The sequence below is a fragment of the Chthonobacter rhizosphaerae genome, assembly GCF_013839525.1.
GTDB classification, from domain to species: Bacteria; Pseudomonadota; Alphaproteobacteria; order Rhizobiales; family Pleomorphomonadaceae; genus Chthonobacter; species Chthonobacter rhizosphaerae.
Map to the genome: position 1 here is coordinate 1 of NZ_JACDIS010000015.1, position 15,114 is coordinate 15,114.

Below are 15,114 nucleotides of genomic sequence, written 5' to 3' on the forward strand. Positions count from 1 at the left end.
AAGGCGCCTTCCACCAGGATGGAGTCTTCGCTGTCCGTCGCCAGACGGAAGAACGACCGGAGCTGGCCGTACTCGGTCATGGTGCGGGCGTCGAAGTCGACGCGGGCGTCAGCACGGAACTGGACGCTGAAGTCGTCGTCGCCGTCACCCGGGACGTCCTGGTCAGCCTCGAAGGCCGTGACGCGGAAGCGGACGCGGCCGGAGATGTCGAGGCAGGTCTCGGTGCCGGGGATGTAGAAGAAGCCGGCGCCGAAGGTGTCGCAAACCTTCACATAGTCCACAGCGGCCGGAACCGGCTCGCCCGGAAGGTCCGCAGCCTGGGCAGCCGACGCGACCATCAGGCCGGCAGCGGTGCCGAGCAGGATGCTCTTGATGTTCATTTCCTGACCTCCAAAGTCAACCAGAGAGGAACCCGCTGCGATCGTCTTGAAGCGCTGCTTCGTCGAGTGATCTCAAACCGGCCCTTGTGTGTATCGCCCCACTGGGAAGCTGGTGGGTCACCCCAGACCCTCAGCGGTGGAACGTTGTGAGCTCGTTTCCGAACTCGCAGGGTGAAAGTGAACGATCCGCCGGACCGGTTCAACGTCGAAAAGCCCTCACACCCGACCAACGAGGGTTTTGAAATCCCTTTGTTGCAGATATGCCACGCGAGATTTGCGGACGAAATTGGAACACTAAACAATAGGTTAACGGGTGAACGATTTTTGGATAGCTTGCCTTTGCTCGGGGCCAGGGTGGTACTCGGCGAGCACAGCGGTGGCAGAGACTTAAGGCTGGCGCTGGCGCCATAGGCGAGTCGGAAGCAGCCGGTGCGCCTTAATACGCAAGGGCGGCGGTATGGATTGGATTCGTATGAAGCAGGTCGCAACCCACCTTGAGGAGTCTCTGTCCGGCATCGCATATCAGAACCGTCTCTTGATGATGGGGCTCCTGGCGCGCGGACCAATGAACGTCGGCCAAATCACTAAGGCTCTGGACCTGCCGCAGCCGACCGTTTCTCAGAACCTGGCGAGAATGAAGGAGCTGGGCCTCATCAAGTCAGAGGTTGACGGCCGGAGCCGCGTCTACCGATTGGATAGGAACGGCATCGAATTGCTCAAGACGCGACTGGAGTGGCTGCTCGATACCAATTACGAGCCGAGTTCGGCCGAGCGGAAGGACTCACATGCACAGGATGGCGACTAACCGTAGCGCTCTTTAATACGCGGTCATAGCTGACCCTTCAAAAGCGGAGCTTCGCGGACTACCTGCCTGTAGCGCTGTGACCGACAACCCTGGCCAGCACCATTCTCACGGTCGGCTCAGAGCAAGAGCCAATCTTACGGATGGCGCCGATCCAGCTGACTGCATTCGCAGCATCGCGGGCTGGGCATCTCAGATGGGATCGTCGCGAGGTGTGGTTTCGCGAGCATCTTGAGCGGAGCCGCGAGCTAGCATCGACGCCGATCGTTTTCATGGAAAGGGCATAGGATGGTCGATCGTACCTGGATTGATCATTGTTGCCCTTCAGCCGGCGATAGCTGCTTCCAAAGTTTCTATCTAGACCATTCCGGCCTGTGTGCAGCCGTTTGGCCCAGACGGCGCGACATCGGGCTAGCAGCGCCTAATCTCAGAACTGAAGTGGCGCCGTGTCGATTCCGAGCGCATGGCGAGACCTTTTCTTCCCGATGATCTGTGGGCAGTTACTGAGCCGCTGCTGCCGGCTGAGCGGCCCGATCCCAAGGGCAGCCGACCTCGGGTGCCGGACCACGCAGCCCTGACCGGCATCCTGTTCGTGCTGCGCTCGGCTCTGCCTTAGGAAATGCTGCCCCAAGAGATGGGCTGTCGCTCGAGAATGACCTGCTGACGGGGCTTGTGGGAGTGGCAGGAGCCAGGGTTTGCGACCGGCTCCATCGCGTGCTCTCGCGTTCTCTTGGACCGGCTCGGGCGAGCGGGGGTCATTGATTGGAGTCGAGCGTGGCTGGACAGCGCGTCCGTGCCGGCGAAAAGGGGAGCGAGCGCACCTGCCCGAACCCCACGGACCGGGGTCGACCAGGATCCAAGTGTCACGTCATCACGGATGGCAACAGCGTCCCGCTCGCCGGCCAGCTCACGGCTGCCAACGTCCACGACAGCCGCGTCTTTGAGGCCCTGATCGACGCCGTGCCGCCGGTCCGGCAACGGCGAGGGCGCCCCCGTGGGCGCCCAACCAAGCTCCACGCAGATAGAGCTGATGACGTGCCACGCTGCCGCGAGGCCCTACGTCGGCGCTGCATCGAAGCTCGGGTCGCCCGACGTGCGGTCGACGGTAGCGAGCGCTTGGGCCGTCACCGCTGGGTAGTTGAACGCATTCTGGCCTGGTCAGCCGCTTCCGTCGCCTCACCATCAGTTTTGAGCGCCGCGCCGACATCCACCTGGCGTTCCTGTCGCTCGCTGCCTCCCTCATCTGCTGGAGGTTGGGCCAGCGGCTGCGTGGTTGGGCGCCTCAAGGCCTCGTCCCTGACGAGGGTCAAAGCATGCCAACCACTGCCAATTCAAACCGACGACCTTGGGCACAACTTTCAGGTCCGTCTGTCCCGAATTGGCCTTGTCTCCTGTTGCTGCTGGCAAGTTCCTCTATCTATCGTGAGCCTCTGCCCAGGAGACACGATGACCCGCATATTGCCCCAGCCTCACTCCGAATTCCTCGAGCGCATCTGTGACGCGGTTGCGCGCGATCCGCGGATCCACAGCCTGCTGGCGGCTGGCTCGTTCATCCACGGCGGGCTGGATGAGTTCTCGGATCTCGACTTCATTCTCGTGGCCGAGGCGGCGGCGCACGAAGACCTGCTCGCATCGCGCCAATCCTTTGCCGAGGCGCTCGGTCCCTTGCTCAGCGCCTTCACGGGCGAACATGTGGGCGAGCCGCGCCTGCTCATCTGCCTTTATGGCCCACCGCTCCTTCACGTGGACCTGAAGGTGGTTACTTTGGCCGACCTGCACCCGCTCATCGAGCGGCCTGCCATCCTGGTCTCCCGAGATCGTGCCGCGTTGGAGGCCCGGCTCGACCGAACCCCGGTAGCCTGGCCCAACCGGGAGGCTGACTGGTTTGAGGCGCGGGCCTGGATTTGGCTCCACTACGGGGCCACCAAGCTCGGCCGGGGCGAACTCTTCGAGGCCATGGGCATGCTTGCCTTCTTCCGCGAACAGGTGCTGGGCCCGATGCTGCACCGGCGAGCGGGTCTCCCCCAGCGCGGCGTGCGCCGGATCGAGGCGCTAGGCCTGAACGCGGACAACCGGCTGGCTGGCACAGTTGCGCGGCATGAAACGGCCTCAGTCCGGGGCAGCCTCCTCGCCGCAGCACGCCTGTACCTGGACCTACGGTCTGACGATCCGCCGTCGGTGACCACTCCTGGTATGCCGGGCGCCCTGGAGGAGTTCATCGCATCCTTCGATTGGCCTCTGCCTGCACAGACGTCGGCCTAAACCTGTCGTTCAGGCGTGCGCATCCGGCAGAAGCGACTCCCGGTCTTCCAGGGACGCCGCCACGCATAGCCGCCGCAACGATGTCCACTGATGGTTTTGATGGGCGCTCTAAACCGACTTAGCGATCACGCGTGACGTTCATATCAGTTAGCTGTTCGAGCCCAAGGCAGTGGCCACCCATCGGCGGTCACCCCCGCTCCCCGCCGACAACCGGACCAACCTGGACGGAAAGATTCCATGGCGGACCCCTGGATGCTCGCTTTCGGAACCGAAGTGAACGAAGGCCACAACAGCGGCTCCGTGAACGCTGCCAACGGCATTGGCAACAGCGTCACCGGCGAGATTGTGTCTGACGCCAGCCAGACCGTTGTCGATTATGGGCACGATTTCGGTTTCGAAGCCCACGAGGCCAATTACGGCAGCAACTCGGCAGACGTGTACGCGGCCAATGGTCTCTTCAACCACGTCGGTGGGGGCATCTACGCGGATGCGGATCAGACTGTCGGTGACGTCGAGGGCTTCCCTCTCTTCATGCACTGATACCCTGTTCTGAAACGTCACGCTTTAGACAAGAAAGGGCGTCGCTGGTGCGGCGGCCTTTCTGCTTTTGGTATAGCTCCGCCGCTTGCAAAGCATTTTTCTGCAATCAGTCGAGACGGCCCAATTAGCTCGCGCAGGCAATTGGCCCGCTGCACAAGCCTCTATACGCCTTTGTGTCTGCAGGCCGCCGTATCGCAGTTCCACGATTCAAGGTGGCTATCATCAACGCGTCGTTCGGCGCAGCGGTTCATGCGTTAAGCCCCCGTTAACTGCAATTGTCGTGACTAGCGTCGGCTCGCATTGCGGCGGACCGGGGAGACGCTGTGCGGACCATCAGGTCGACGTCAAACACGCATAGCGTCTCTTCCCGCCGGTTCTGCACTGCTCCAGAATCCTCCATGTTGCTGTACTGGCTTGGGGCTTTGAGTACCTGCTCCTGTCTTCTCGATGTCCCGCGCAGATAGACTGCCTTGTACTCGGGTGTGTGCGCTCGGTCACTGAGCCAAGCTCTGTCAGTTGCCATAGTCCAGTCATCGCCGGGCATCAACCAGTCCTTGAACGGCGGTGAACCTGACCCTATCGACTATGGAGCACTCCCATGGATGCTTGGCTTGCTGCTTTCGCCTCGGAACTGAATCAGGGCACAAACACCGCTTCGGTCAACGCTGCAAACGGCGTCGGCAATGAGGTCGGCGGCGATGTGGTCGCGCAAGCGACCCAAGACGGCGGCGACACTGAACTGAGCGGCCCCAGCCTCTACGACCTTTTTGGCGGCCCGGATATCAACATTGGCGTCAATGTCGCAACGGTGGTCGCCGGTAACGGCGTCGGCAACGACATCGACGGAGACGTGGTCGCTCAGGCGACTCAGGACGTCGGCGACACTGACGTCGGTGGCGGCCCCAGCCTCTACGACTTCTTCGGTGGCCCGGACATCAATATCGGCGTCAACGTCGCCAACGTCATTGCTGGAAACGGCGTTGGCAACAGCATCGATGGCAGCGTTCTGGCTCTTGCAGACCAGACCATTGGCGATACGGAGTTTGCTGGCTTGCTGGCCTGATCGAACGATCCGGATGCTTGATCATACCCCGCCGTGGCATTCTAAGGCCACGGCGGCTTATGCACTTTTGATGAACACCGGACTGCCACCTAACCGAGCGCAACGGGCGCCCCTTCGCTCGCCTCTGAAAGCTCGATAACGCTGGCTTTCGAAACGGGCGCTTGCAGGCGAGCTGTCACATTCACGCCGTTAGGGCATTGCGCCGGCGCGGCGCCTTTCCGTTCAGCGTTCCCCAGGCGTTCGCTGTGCTACCTACTTGACCAAAGTCCCGCTTACCGCTCATGAGAGTACAACCGACGACATCACCCGATTGGATCCACGTGCAGAATGAGATCGTCCCGCCCGGCAGCCCTCGGCTCTGCCGTTAAAGCTGCCCTTGCGGCGACCCTCGAGAAAGAGATCCAACTCCCTAAGAATAGGATTCTCGGGTCTTGGCTGCTTCTGCTTGGTACCGCCGGGTGGCTCATTCTGACCGTGATGATTCTGGCAGCCCTTGACTAGCGGCTCGGCCACTCTGATTTCAAACCTCGGACGAGGCACACTGGGCCCGTCTACGCTGGACTCGCGGTTTGCTGCCCAGTGCGCGACGGGAGCGCATCTACACAGGCCGCTATGGATTATTGCCCAGCGCCTAAGAAACCTGTGTAATTGTAAATACTGCGTATCGATGAGCATCTTCTGAAGCCACGCGGTCCTTCGGAACTCTACAGGGCGCCCGTTCGTTCTTCTGTCAGTTCTAGGCAAGGGTACAAACTGTGGCAGCCGTTGATTCCACCACGTATTCGCGCGGCTACAAGCGCGGACATCGGAGCGCTGCTCGGAACACAGTGGTTGCTTTAGCGACCGCTAGCATAACGCTCATCGTGTACACGTTTCTTGGCGTGCTCTTAATGGCTATTGCTGCTGCGTATGCTCTTGGCCAGGGCCTAAGGTTGCTTAGAAAAACGTAGGCTTATAATCCTCGGCGCAAATCCGGCGGAAGGTCATCATCCGAAACGGTGTTTGTCCCTACTCGAGACATCATCTTTACAGCGCGGAAGTGCGTCATAGCTCTACACAAGGAACATGCCAAAAAGAGCAGCTCTGCCAGCTAGACCCAGGAGTGTCACAGAACTGCTCCTTTGTTGACGCTGTTAAATACCTATAGTTCAAACTTTATTTGAGCTCACTTTGCGGGCGTGTGCGCATTTCCACTTAGAGCGCCTGCTGGTGACGTTTTAGTTCCGGCTCATTTCTGTTTATAGCCTACCTTCCAGTGAACGATCTTACATGTCTCTAATGTGCGCCTTTGCGGCATAGGGTCGGCATAGCTTCTGAACTGAGACTTAGCCATAAGCTGTTGCAATTCCACCACAAGACATAGTTTTCTGCGCAGCCCGATAGGACAGACGCTTCAATGTAAATCGCAATCGGTTTATAAGCATCCCGTTTTGAAATAGCTCGAGCGTTTAAGCTCGATTTTGCAGATACATTAGTTTGTTCTTGTACGGTCAAGCCGGAATTGCAGAACGAGGGGCGGGCGACGGCCCGCCCCTTCCTTTTGGTTTCGTGGGATCGGTGAGGCTCATCTCTTACTGACGGATACGCCGCTTCTTTCCTTAAGAGTCGGCGGAGCCCGATAGCTCCTAGTGGAGCAACGCAAGCCCAAGATGATCGTCAGTAACAAAGGCGTCGAGCCGACCTCCAGTGCCAACCTGGCCCGGGCCGATGCGGCCAAGGGTGAGTGGCACACCGTTGCACCCTGCAGGGCAATACGGAATAGCTCTATTCAGAGCTTCGACGGCCGGCTGAGCGATGAACTGCTGAATGCCAAGCCGTGTGAAAGGTTGATATTCAGCCTCCAACCGTTCAAAAGACAGTAGTAGCCTCTCGCAGTGGCAGCTCGACCACAACACCACCAAGTTGCGCTCGAAGCTCTGATAACAGAAGCCAACCGCCTGCGCCTCGACGTTTCCGCACGGCAGGGTCCGACGGTTCGCAGCACAATCAGCCGCGCGCTCGTCCCGGTAGGGCCGGCCCGAGAGGGTCAACATACTCGCCGAAATAAATGCGAGGCTTGAATAAAAAGAGGCGCAGCTCACCCGTCTTGTCAACGAAACTGCCAACTAATTAATTCCCGCGTACCGATGTCGTTCTCCTGCACTGAGGTTGATGGTACCTTACTTCGGGATAGTGCTGGATTAGACAAGAACGGAAGGTGTTCTTATGTGTAAAGGCTTTGTGCCTACTCCTAACCGAGATCATCCAGCATTAGCTAGTTCATGACACCTACGTGCTTCCCTTAGAGACCGCTCTGCAATCAGCTCGTGTAACTTTCCTTTAAGCCTAAATAGTGATTGCCGTTCGTTTATGTTGCTTTCCCTTGAGATGAAGCTACTGAGCGCGGAAATTCCGACTTCTGGATCGCCGCCTGGCCCAAGTTGCAGATTTGCAAGCTGCAGCAATGGCCAAAGCCACGTCGGCCGTAATTCATGCGCTCGAGAGTAGGCTCGCGTGGCTTCTGTCACATTTCCGCTTATTGCATGACAACGCCCAAGCAGATTCCATGCCTCGGCATAGTGGGGCGCGTCGGCACCTTTATGCTTTAAAGTGGCAATTGCCTCCTCGTATCGTTTCGCTTCATAGAGCGTGCTGGCGTGGAGATAGCGCCACCATGGCACTTCATCGTTTAGCCGAATAGCAGTAGCAAAAGCGCGAGAGGCCTCGCTGTATCGCTTAGCGGCGGTAAGGGCTTTGCCAAGATCCACGAAGTGGCCTGCATGCGCGCGATCAGTTATTGCGAGAGGCGCTGCCCCGTGCTGCAAATCGCCAGTCTCTTCTGAACGCCCAATAGCGTCCAATGCTTTCTGGAAAGCGCTGTCCAACAGGCCAGCGTTCAGCATCGCGCGGCTAGATTGAATTGCAAAGGCTACATTATCCTGGTATTGGCTCGTCAAACGATCTGACAGCGCTATCGCGATGTTGGTTTTGTTCCTGCGTATTGCTTCGTTGGCCATATTGAAAACGATCGACTTCGATCTTCCTTTTATACCGACTGTACTGATTGATCTGCTCCCCTCCCTTCTGAGAACATCGACTATGTACTGCTTGAGCACTCCTAATTCTGAGAGCACTTCCCCGACCGGATGCCCTCCGAACGGAACTTTTACAACGTATGCTTCTGGGAATGCAGGCCTGACAACACCTTGTAGAAAAAATGCATCCTGGTGGTCATAAGGGTCGGTCAAGATGACAGCACTTGCATGGTAGTTCGTCGGCAATTGGAGCTGATCGTGCTGCCATTCTACTCGGCTGTCATGTCTAGCCTGTACATTATTATGTCCAGGGTGGATCGAACACAACGGAGAGATTGCAATCAAATCAGATTCGACGGCTATCGAATAGTACAGAGCCGCGTAACCGCCCAGGCTCGATCCGTACAGACACACTCTGTCATAAGTATTAGGCAAGTTATGTACCACTTGTTTAAAGCAATCTCGCGATAAGTCCTGGTAATAATTTTCTTTCCTTTTTTGGAAGTTGAGGACGTCGAAACCGTGCTTCAGAAGGAAGGCCTCACCAAACCCCGGTGTTTCCACGTTTAAGGCCCCGAGATGATCGAATGTGACCACCAGAGTGCTCGCCCGAGCACCAGGGCATAGACTATAAGAAGCCACGGTGGTCCCGTTGTCGAAGACTCTAGTGCGACCCATCATTCAACAAGCCTTTCAACCGCAACATGATTCAAAGACGAGAAGGTGGATCAATCTAAGTTATCGAAATGCAAACGCGACTTAAAACTGACTATTCTAACCTAGTTTCCGTGAACGACTATTTATTCTGTTCTGCATTTCTGCTGATTTGGCGATTCGTGCTGTCAGCAAGATCCTAGATCAATCAGCGCGCCTAAAGGTGCATTTGGTCCGATTGATGTCTTTATCAGTCGCGTGGTTACGTAGCGCTCCAAAAGTAACTTTCTATCGGCAGGAACATCGCTTCTCGATCGGCGCAACTTGAAGCTTTGGATAGTGCAGTTTTTCTACCGTTCGGCGGTAGTTTGGCGAAAAGCCAGGTGCTTAGCGTCCTTTCTCAAGAGACCTGTTTGGCCTGATCAAGATCGCGTATCGGTCCAGGTGCTGACTCCGAAGAGTTGCGTGTGTTTCGCCGTCTTCGGAGGCAAAGCACGCGGCCATCGTCGCCGCCTTCGGCGATCCGGGCCTGCTGGCGGCACGGGAGTTGTTCGACCTGCCCGTCGTCGGTCTCGCGGAAGCCGCGATGCTGAGCGCCTGCATGCTGGGCGGCCGGTTTTCCATCATCACTTTCGCGCCGCCGCTCCGCGGCTGGTTCGCCGATTGCGTGGCCACGCACGGCCTCGCCAGCCGCTGCGCCTCGATCCGCGCTCCGGACGCGGCGCCGTCGAGGGACGTCGCCAACGTGCAGGACGAGGCGAAGATCAGGGATCTCCTGGTCAGGCTTGCCGAGCAGGCGGTGGAGGAGGATGGCGCCGAAGTCATCATCTTCGGGGGCGCGCCGCTGACGGGACTGGCCGCGCTGATCCGCGACCGCGTGCCCGTACCCGTCGTGGACCAGACCGTCGCCGCGGTGAAACAGGCCGAGGCGCTGGTCGCCCTGAAGGTGCGGCCGGCGCTGGCGGGCGGCACCCGTCGGCCGGATCCGAAACAGAGCCGCGGCCTGCCCCGCCCCCTGGCGGACTGGCTGGCCCATGAGGAGGCGCCGGCCGCCGCCCACTCCCGCGGCCCGGGCGGAGAAAACGAATGAGCGCAGTCCCACCCTTCCGCATCGGCATGCTCACGCCGTCGTCGAACACGGTGCTGGAGCCCTACACGGCCGCGCTGCTGGCCCCGCTCTTCCCCAGGGTGACCGCCCACTTCGGGCGGTTCCGAGTGACGCGCATCGGCCTCGATCCAGGCGCCGACGCGCAATTCTCGCAGGAGCCGATCCTGGCGGCCTCCGATCTCCTGGCGGACGCCAAGGTCGATCTGATCGCCTGGAACGGGACCTCGGCCTCCTGGCTCGGGATCGACACGGACGAGCGGCTCTGCGCGGCGATCACGGCGCGGTGCGGCGTCCCGGCGACCAGCGCTGTCCTGAGCCTGCGGCGCTATCTGGCGGGACACGGCATCACTCGGATCGGGCTCGTGACGCCCTACACCTCGGACGTCCAGGCGCGGATCGTTCAGACCTTCGCGCGCGACGGGATCACCACGGTGGCCGAGCGCCACCTCGGCGTTTCGGACAACTTCTCCTTCGCGACCGTGCCGGAGGGCGAGATCGCCGATCTCTGCCGCGCGGTCGCGGTGGAGATGCCCCAGGCGATCGTGGTGCTCTGCACCAACATGCGCGGGACGCTGATCGCCGCGGACCTGGAGGCGGAGCTCGGCGTCACCGTCCTCGACTCCGTCGCCTTCACCCTCTGGGGGTGCTTCGCCGAACGTGGCCTTCCGACCAGGGATCTCGCGGGGTTCGGCCGCCTTTTCGCCTGATGGCGGCCGGTTCGCCGAACCCACGGCCGGTGTGCGGTCCGGCCGCCCGTAAACCGGGCATCAGCCGGCGGCGAGCATCGCCCGCAGGCGGGCGAAGTCGGCCCGCGTGGGCAGAGCCGAAACGGTTCCGGCGCGCGTCACCATCTCGCTCGCGGCGGCGAGCCCGAGCCGGGCCGCACGGACCGGGTCGCCGGTCGCCAGCCATTCGGCCACGAAGGCGCCGACGAAGGTGTCGCCGGCTCCGGTGGTGTCCACGGGCTCCACCGGCGGCGCGGGGAGCTCGAGGACCGCGCCGGCCGCGGTGCGGAGCAGGCACCCGGCCGCGCCGCGGGTGACGACCGCCACCGGCACGGGAAGGGCCTTCAGGGCGCCGGCCGGATCGTCGACGCCGGTCCACTGGGCGGCCTCCACGGCATTGACCACCACCCCGTCGATCCGGTCGGCGAGCGCCGCGAAGGCGGGCGAGAAGGGCGCGGGGTTGAGGATGACGCGGGCCCCGGCGGCGCGCCCCGCCTCGGCGGCGCGCCGCGTCGTCTCCGCCCGAAGGTTGCCCTGCATCAGGAGCCCGTCCCCGGAGGAGAGGTCGAGCAGGTCGGGGACCTCGGCCGCGGGCAGCCCTTCGGCGAGCGCGGAATCGGAGACGATGAGGTTCTCGGCGCGGTCGTCCACCACGATCATCGACTGGTCGCTCGGGCCGGGGCGGACGACGAGCCCGTCTGCGATGCGCTCGGCTCGGATGAAAGCCCGGATCTCCGTCGCGACGTCGTCCGTGCCGACGGGCGCGACGAGCCGGACGGTCGCCCCGGCGCGCGCGGCGGCGATCGCCTGGTTGAGGCCCTTGCCGCCGAGATCGCGCGCGGTCGAGCGGGCGTTGACCGTCTCGCCGGCGGCCGGCAGGCGGCCGACACGGAAGGTGACGTCGCGACCGGCGTTGCCGAAGACGACCAGCATCACGCGGCCGGCGTCGTCAGCCACTCCAGCGCCTGGGTCCAGAGCTGCCGGTAGCCCGGCCAGTCGACGAAGGGCTGCGGCAGCCAGTGCGGGCCGATGTCGGACGTCCAGGCCAGCGTGCGGCCCCTGCCGCGGGAGCCGGCGACGAGCAACGGGTGGCCGCCCTGCTCCTCCGGCAGGCGGGCGATGACCTCGATGCCGGGTTGGTCTTTCAGCAGCACCTCGTTGACGCCGAGAAGCGCCGGCCAGGGCGAGGGCAGGCCCGCGACGATCGGATGGTCCGGCAGGAGGACGTCGGCCACGATCCCCTCCGGGGCCTCGATGCGGTCGTCGTAGGGCAGGCAGGCGACCGGCAGGGCGTCCTCCACGGGCGTGCGGCGCCAGCGCGCCTTGCCGTCGATGCCCTGGAAGGAGAAGTAGCCGCCGATCATCATCAGCCCGCCGCCGGCCTCCACATAGTCGCGGATCAGCGACAGGCGATTGGGCACGGTCCGGCCGTGGAGCCACACGTCGGGATGGAGGAGGAGCGTGTTGGAGCCGATGTCGGAGAGGAGGACGGCGTCGTAGGCCTTCAGCCCCTCCATGGTCATCGGGAAGGCGGTCGCCGCCTCGTGCACCTTCATGTAGGTGATCTCGAAGGGGCTGTCCTTCAGCGCCTCCACCAGCGGCTCGGCGCCGAGGTGGAAGGTCACGCTGGAGAAGACGTCGAAGCCCTTGTAGTGGTTGGCGGCGCTCATCCAGCTTTCGCCGACGAGCAGGATCTTCTTCTTCGGCATAGGTCCTCCGGTCACTCAGTCGGCCTGGAACACGCGGCGCGGATTGTCGACGAGCATCGTGCGGATCTGGTCGTCCGTCACGCCGTGCCGCCTCAGCCGAGCCGCGAAATGGGTGGGAACATAGGCGTAGCCGAAGCCGCCGTGGCGGGTCAGCATCATCTTCAGGAAGACGTCCTGGGAGAGCAGGATCCGGTCGACGAAACCGGCGTCGATCAGCCCCTTGATCGCGGTGGCGTTCTCCTCGTCGGAGGGGCATTGGACGCCCTGGTCGGCGTACCAGTAGTCCATGCCGATCATGTCGTACTCGATGTAGGCGCCGCGCGCGGCAAGCCGCGTCTGGTAGTCGACGTCACGCCAGGACGGGCCCATGTGGCAGAGGATGGTGTGCGAAAGATCCGCGCCCTCCTCCCCGGCGGTGTCCAGCACCCGGTCGCCGTGGCGGTACCAGGCCGGCAGGTGCACCATCAGCGGCAGGCGGGTGCGCGCCTGGGCGCGGGCCGCGCCGCGCAGGCTCTTCTCCTCGTCGGCGGTGAAGTCACCGGAAACGCCGATCTCGCCGATGAGGCCGATCCGGGCGTCCGTGCCGTCGACGCCCTCCAGCGCCTCGGCGACGATCTCGTCGGCGATCGCGTCGGCGCTCAGACGGGCGACCTCGGGCGGGTGCGAGGACTGGAGGTAGTAGCCGGAGCCCATCACGATGTTGAGCCCGGTGATCGCCGCGATCTCGCGCAATTTCGCCGGACTGCGGCCGATGCCCCGGCAGGTCGGATCGACGACGGAGCGCCCGCCGGCCGCCTTGAAGAGCATCAGCTCGGCGGCGGCGGCCCGGTGGTCGTCGAGGGCGCAGTTGTCCAGGTTGACGAAGGGGTCCATGCGCAATTCGCCGAGGATGCCCGCATGCACCGGCTCGGTGCCGAGATGGGCGCGCTCCGGCTCCGTCGGCGGGTTCCACCAGCAGCGGCAGTCGTTGACGAGATGCTCGTGCATCAGCGTCAGGCCGAGGTCGCCGGCCGGGATGGGGCCGTTCACGGTCATCACGAGGCCGGAGCCGACGTGGGCGGGCGAGAGTTCGCTCATGTGCGCCTCCTGCGTCCGGCCGCGAGGCGGGAGAACACCCGCGCGTTGAGCCAGACGGCGAGCAGGATGATGGAGCCGGTGACGATCTGGGTGAAGAAGGGCGAGACGTGCGCCAGGATGAGGCCGTTACCGATGACCGCGATGGTGAGCGCGCCGAGGATCGTGCCCAGCATCGAGCCGCGCCCGCCCATCAGGGACGTGCCGCCGAGGACCACGCCGGCGATCACGTCGAGCTCGAAGCCGACCGCCGCGTTGGAGCTGCCGGACCCGAGCCGCGCCGCGATGACGATGCCCGCGACGGCCGAGGCGAGGCCGGTGAGGACATAGACCCGCAGGAGGACGGCGCGGGTCGGGATGCCGGCCCGGCGGGCGGCCTCCTGATTGGCGCCGATGGCGGTGACGTAGCGGCCGAACCGCATGGAGGAGAGCGCGACGAAGCCCGCCACGGCGGCGGCGACGGCGATCCAGGCCGGCGCGGGTACGCCGGCGAACCAGCCCCGGCCGATCTGCACGAAGCCGATGCCGGTGGGGATCGGGACGGAGAAGCCTTCCGTCATCAGGAGCGCGATGCCGCGAAGGGCCGAAAGCCCGGCGAGGGTGACGATGAAGGGCTGGATGCCCTGGAAGGCGATGAACCAGCCCTGGACCGCCCCGATGCCGGCGCCGATGGCGAGGAGGACGGGCACGACCAGCTGCCAGGGCACGCCGGCCTGGATGAGGATGGCGGCGAGCGCGTTGACCAGCGCCACCGAGGAGCCGACGGAGAGGTCGATCCCGCCCGTGGTGATCACGAACGTCATGGCGACGGCGACGATCAGGATCGGCGCCGCCTGGCGCAGCACGTTGAGAAGGTTGCCGGGCGTCAGGAACACCGGGCTGAGGGTGGAGAAGATCACCACCATGATGAGGAAGAAGCCGGCGATCGACAGCAACTGGGCATGGGTGGCGAGGACGTCGGCGAGGCGCGAGCCCTCCGGCCGCGAGGTGTAGGCCGTCATGCCCGCCCTCCCCTCGCCACGTGCTTCTCGCCGACGATCAGCGAGACGAGATCCTGCAGGTCGGTCTCGGCCGTTCGCCGCTCGGCGACCTTGGTGCCCTCGTACAGGACGGCGATGCGGTCGCAGACCCGGAAGAGGTCCTGCAGGCGGTGGGTGATGAGCACCACCGAGACGCCGGAGGCCTTCACCCGGTTGATGAGGGCGAGCACCGCCTCCACCTCGGCGACGGCGAGCGCGGAGGTCGGCTCGTCCATGATGAGCACCTGCGGGTCGAAGGCGGCGGCGCGGCAGATGGCGATCGCCTGGCGCTGGCCTCCCGAGAGCTGGGCGACCAGATGGTCGAGCTTGGGGATCTTGATCTCCAGGCGATCGAGCATCGCGCGCGCGCCGTCGCGCATCGCCCTGCGGTCCAGGAAGGGGCCGCGCATAGGCTCGCGACCGAGGAAGAGATTGCCCGCCACGTCGACCGTGTCGCAGAGCGAGAGGTCCTGGTAGACCATCTCGATGTGGTGCGCCCGCGCGTCGGCGGGGTTCCGGAACGAAACGGGGTTGCCGTTGACGCGGATCTCGCCGCCGTCCGGAACGTAAGCGCCGGCGAGGATTTTGGTGAGCGTGGACTTGCCGGCCGCGTTGTCGCCGACGAGGCCGAGGCATTCACCCGCGTGAAGATCGAGATCAACGCCGCGCAGCGCCTCGACGGAGCCGAAGCGCTTGACGATGCCGCGCATGGAGATGCGGGGAACGGGAGCGGCCGGAGCCGCTCCCTCGCTTTCAGCCGCCAT

Annotated in this window: 13 protein-coding genes and 1 pseudogene; 7 read left to right on the forward strand and 7 right to left on the reverse strand. The window is 63.1% G+C overall.

Going from position 1 to position 15,114, the window contains the following annotated elements; translation table 11 throughout:
• On the reverse strand, positions 1–380 hold a 380-nt coding region (locus HND91_RS19730; protein WP_181708328.1), incomplete at its 3' end, for a porin.
• A gap of 472 nt (positions 381–852) precedes the next feature.
• On the opposite strand from HND91_RS19730, the gene HND91_RS19735 reads away from it, so the two are divergent.
• The 5 genes and pseudogenes from HND91_RS19735 to HND91_RS19755 all read left to right on the forward strand — a co-directional run bounded on the left by HND91_RS19735 (position 853) and on the right by HND91_RS19755 (position 5,047).
• The gene (locus HND91_RS19735) at positions 853–1,185 is read left to right on the forward strand and encodes an ArsR/SmtB family transcription factor (RefSeq protein ID WP_181708329.1); all 333 of its coding nucleotides are present in this window, start codon (positions 853–855) and stop codon (positions 1,183–1,185) included.
• 460 nt (positions 1,186–1,645) lie between these two features.
• Positions 1,646–2,447: pseudogene (locus HND91_RS19740) on the forward strand (IS5 family transposase); the annotation flags it as partial.
• Positions 2,448–2,628: 181 nt separating this feature from the next.
• Complete coding sequence (locus HND91_RS19745; RefSeq protein ID WP_181708330.1) at positions 2,629–3,444, forward strand: nucleotidyltransferase domain-containing protein; 816 nt, start codon at positions 2,629–2,631, stop codon at positions 3,442–3,444.
• A gap of 237 nt (positions 3,445–3,681) precedes the next feature.
• Positions 3,682–3,984: a hypothetical protein gene (locus HND91_RS19750; protein ID WP_181708331.1), complete on the forward strand. Its 303-nt coding sequence runs from the start codon at positions 3,682–3,684 to the stop codon at positions 3,982–3,984.
• A gap of 598 nt (positions 3,985–4,582) precedes the next feature.
• Complete coding sequence (locus tag HND91_RS19755; RefSeq protein ID WP_181708332.1) at positions 4,583–5,047, forward strand: hypothetical protein; 465 nt, start codon at positions 4,583–4,585, stop codon at positions 5,045–5,047.
• Between the two features lie 2,240 nt (positions 5,048–7,287).
• On the opposite strand, the gene HND91_RS23260 is transcribed toward HND91_RS19755, so the two are convergent.
• On the reverse strand, positions 7,288–8,658 hold the full coding sequence (locus tag HND91_RS23260; protein WP_181708333.1) for a tetratricopeptide repeat protein: 1,371 nt from the start codon (positions 8,656–8,658) through the stop codon (positions 7,288–7,290).
• A gap of 559 nt (positions 8,659–9,217) precedes the next feature.
• On the opposite strand from HND91_RS23260, the gene HND91_RS19765 reads away from it, so the two are divergent.
• Both HND91_RS19765 and HND91_RS19770 read left to right on the forward strand, forming a co-directional pair.
• The gene (locus HND91_RS19765; protein WP_425485506.1) at positions 9,218–9,805 is read left to right on the forward strand and encodes an aspartate/glutamate racemase family protein; all 588 of its coding nucleotides are present in this window, start codon (positions 9,218–9,220) and stop codon (positions 9,803–9,805) included.
• Positions 9,802–10,530 (forward strand): maleate cis-trans isomerase family protein, encoded by a 729-nt coding sequence (locus tag HND91_RS19770; RefSeq protein ID WP_181708335.1) that lies wholly within the window; start codon positions 9,802–9,804, stop codon positions 10,528–10,530. The genes HND91_RS19765 and HND91_RS19770 overlap by 4 nt, the downstream gene beginning before the upstream one ends.
• Before the next feature lie 60 nt (positions 10,531–10,590).
• On the opposite strand, the gene HND91_RS19775 is transcribed toward HND91_RS19770, so the two are convergent.
• From HND91_RS19775 to HND91_RS19795, 5 genes are read right to left on the reverse strand one after another with little or no spacing between them, the layout of a single operon-like run.
• Positions 10,591–11,505 carry a PfkB family carbohydrate kinase gene (locus HND91_RS19775; RefSeq protein ID WP_181708336.1) on the reverse strand — a complete coding sequence of 305 codons (915 nt, stop codon included), beginning with the start codon at positions 11,503–11,505 and terminating at the stop codon, positions 10,591–10,593.
• Positions 11,481–12,257 carry a glutamine amidotransferase gene (locus HND91_RS19780; RefSeq protein ID WP_181708337.1) on the reverse strand — a complete coding sequence of 259 codons (777 nt, stop codon included), beginning with the start codon at positions 12,255–12,257 and terminating at the stop codon, positions 11,481–11,483. The genes HND91_RS19775 and HND91_RS19780 overlap by 25 nt, the downstream gene beginning before the upstream one ends.
• Before the next feature lie 15 nt (positions 12,258–12,272).
• On the reverse strand, positions 12,273–13,334 hold the full coding sequence (locus tag HND91_RS19785; RefSeq protein ID WP_181708338.1) for a phosphotriesterase family protein: 1,062 nt from the start codon (positions 13,332–13,334) through the stop codon (positions 12,273–12,275).
• Complete coding sequence (locus HND91_RS19790; RefSeq protein ID WP_181708339.1) at positions 13,331–14,332, reverse strand: ABC transporter permease; 1,002 nt, start codon at positions 14,330–14,332, stop codon at positions 13,331–13,333. Before HND91_RS19790 ends, HND91_RS19785 begins: the two co-directional genes overlap by 4 nt.
• Complete coding sequence (locus tag HND91_RS19795) at positions 14,329–15,114, reverse strand: ATP-binding cassette domain-containing protein (RefSeq protein WP_181708340.1); 786 nt, start codon at positions 15,112–15,114, stop codon at positions 14,329–14,331. Before HND91_RS19795 ends, HND91_RS19790 begins: the two co-directional genes overlap by 4 nt.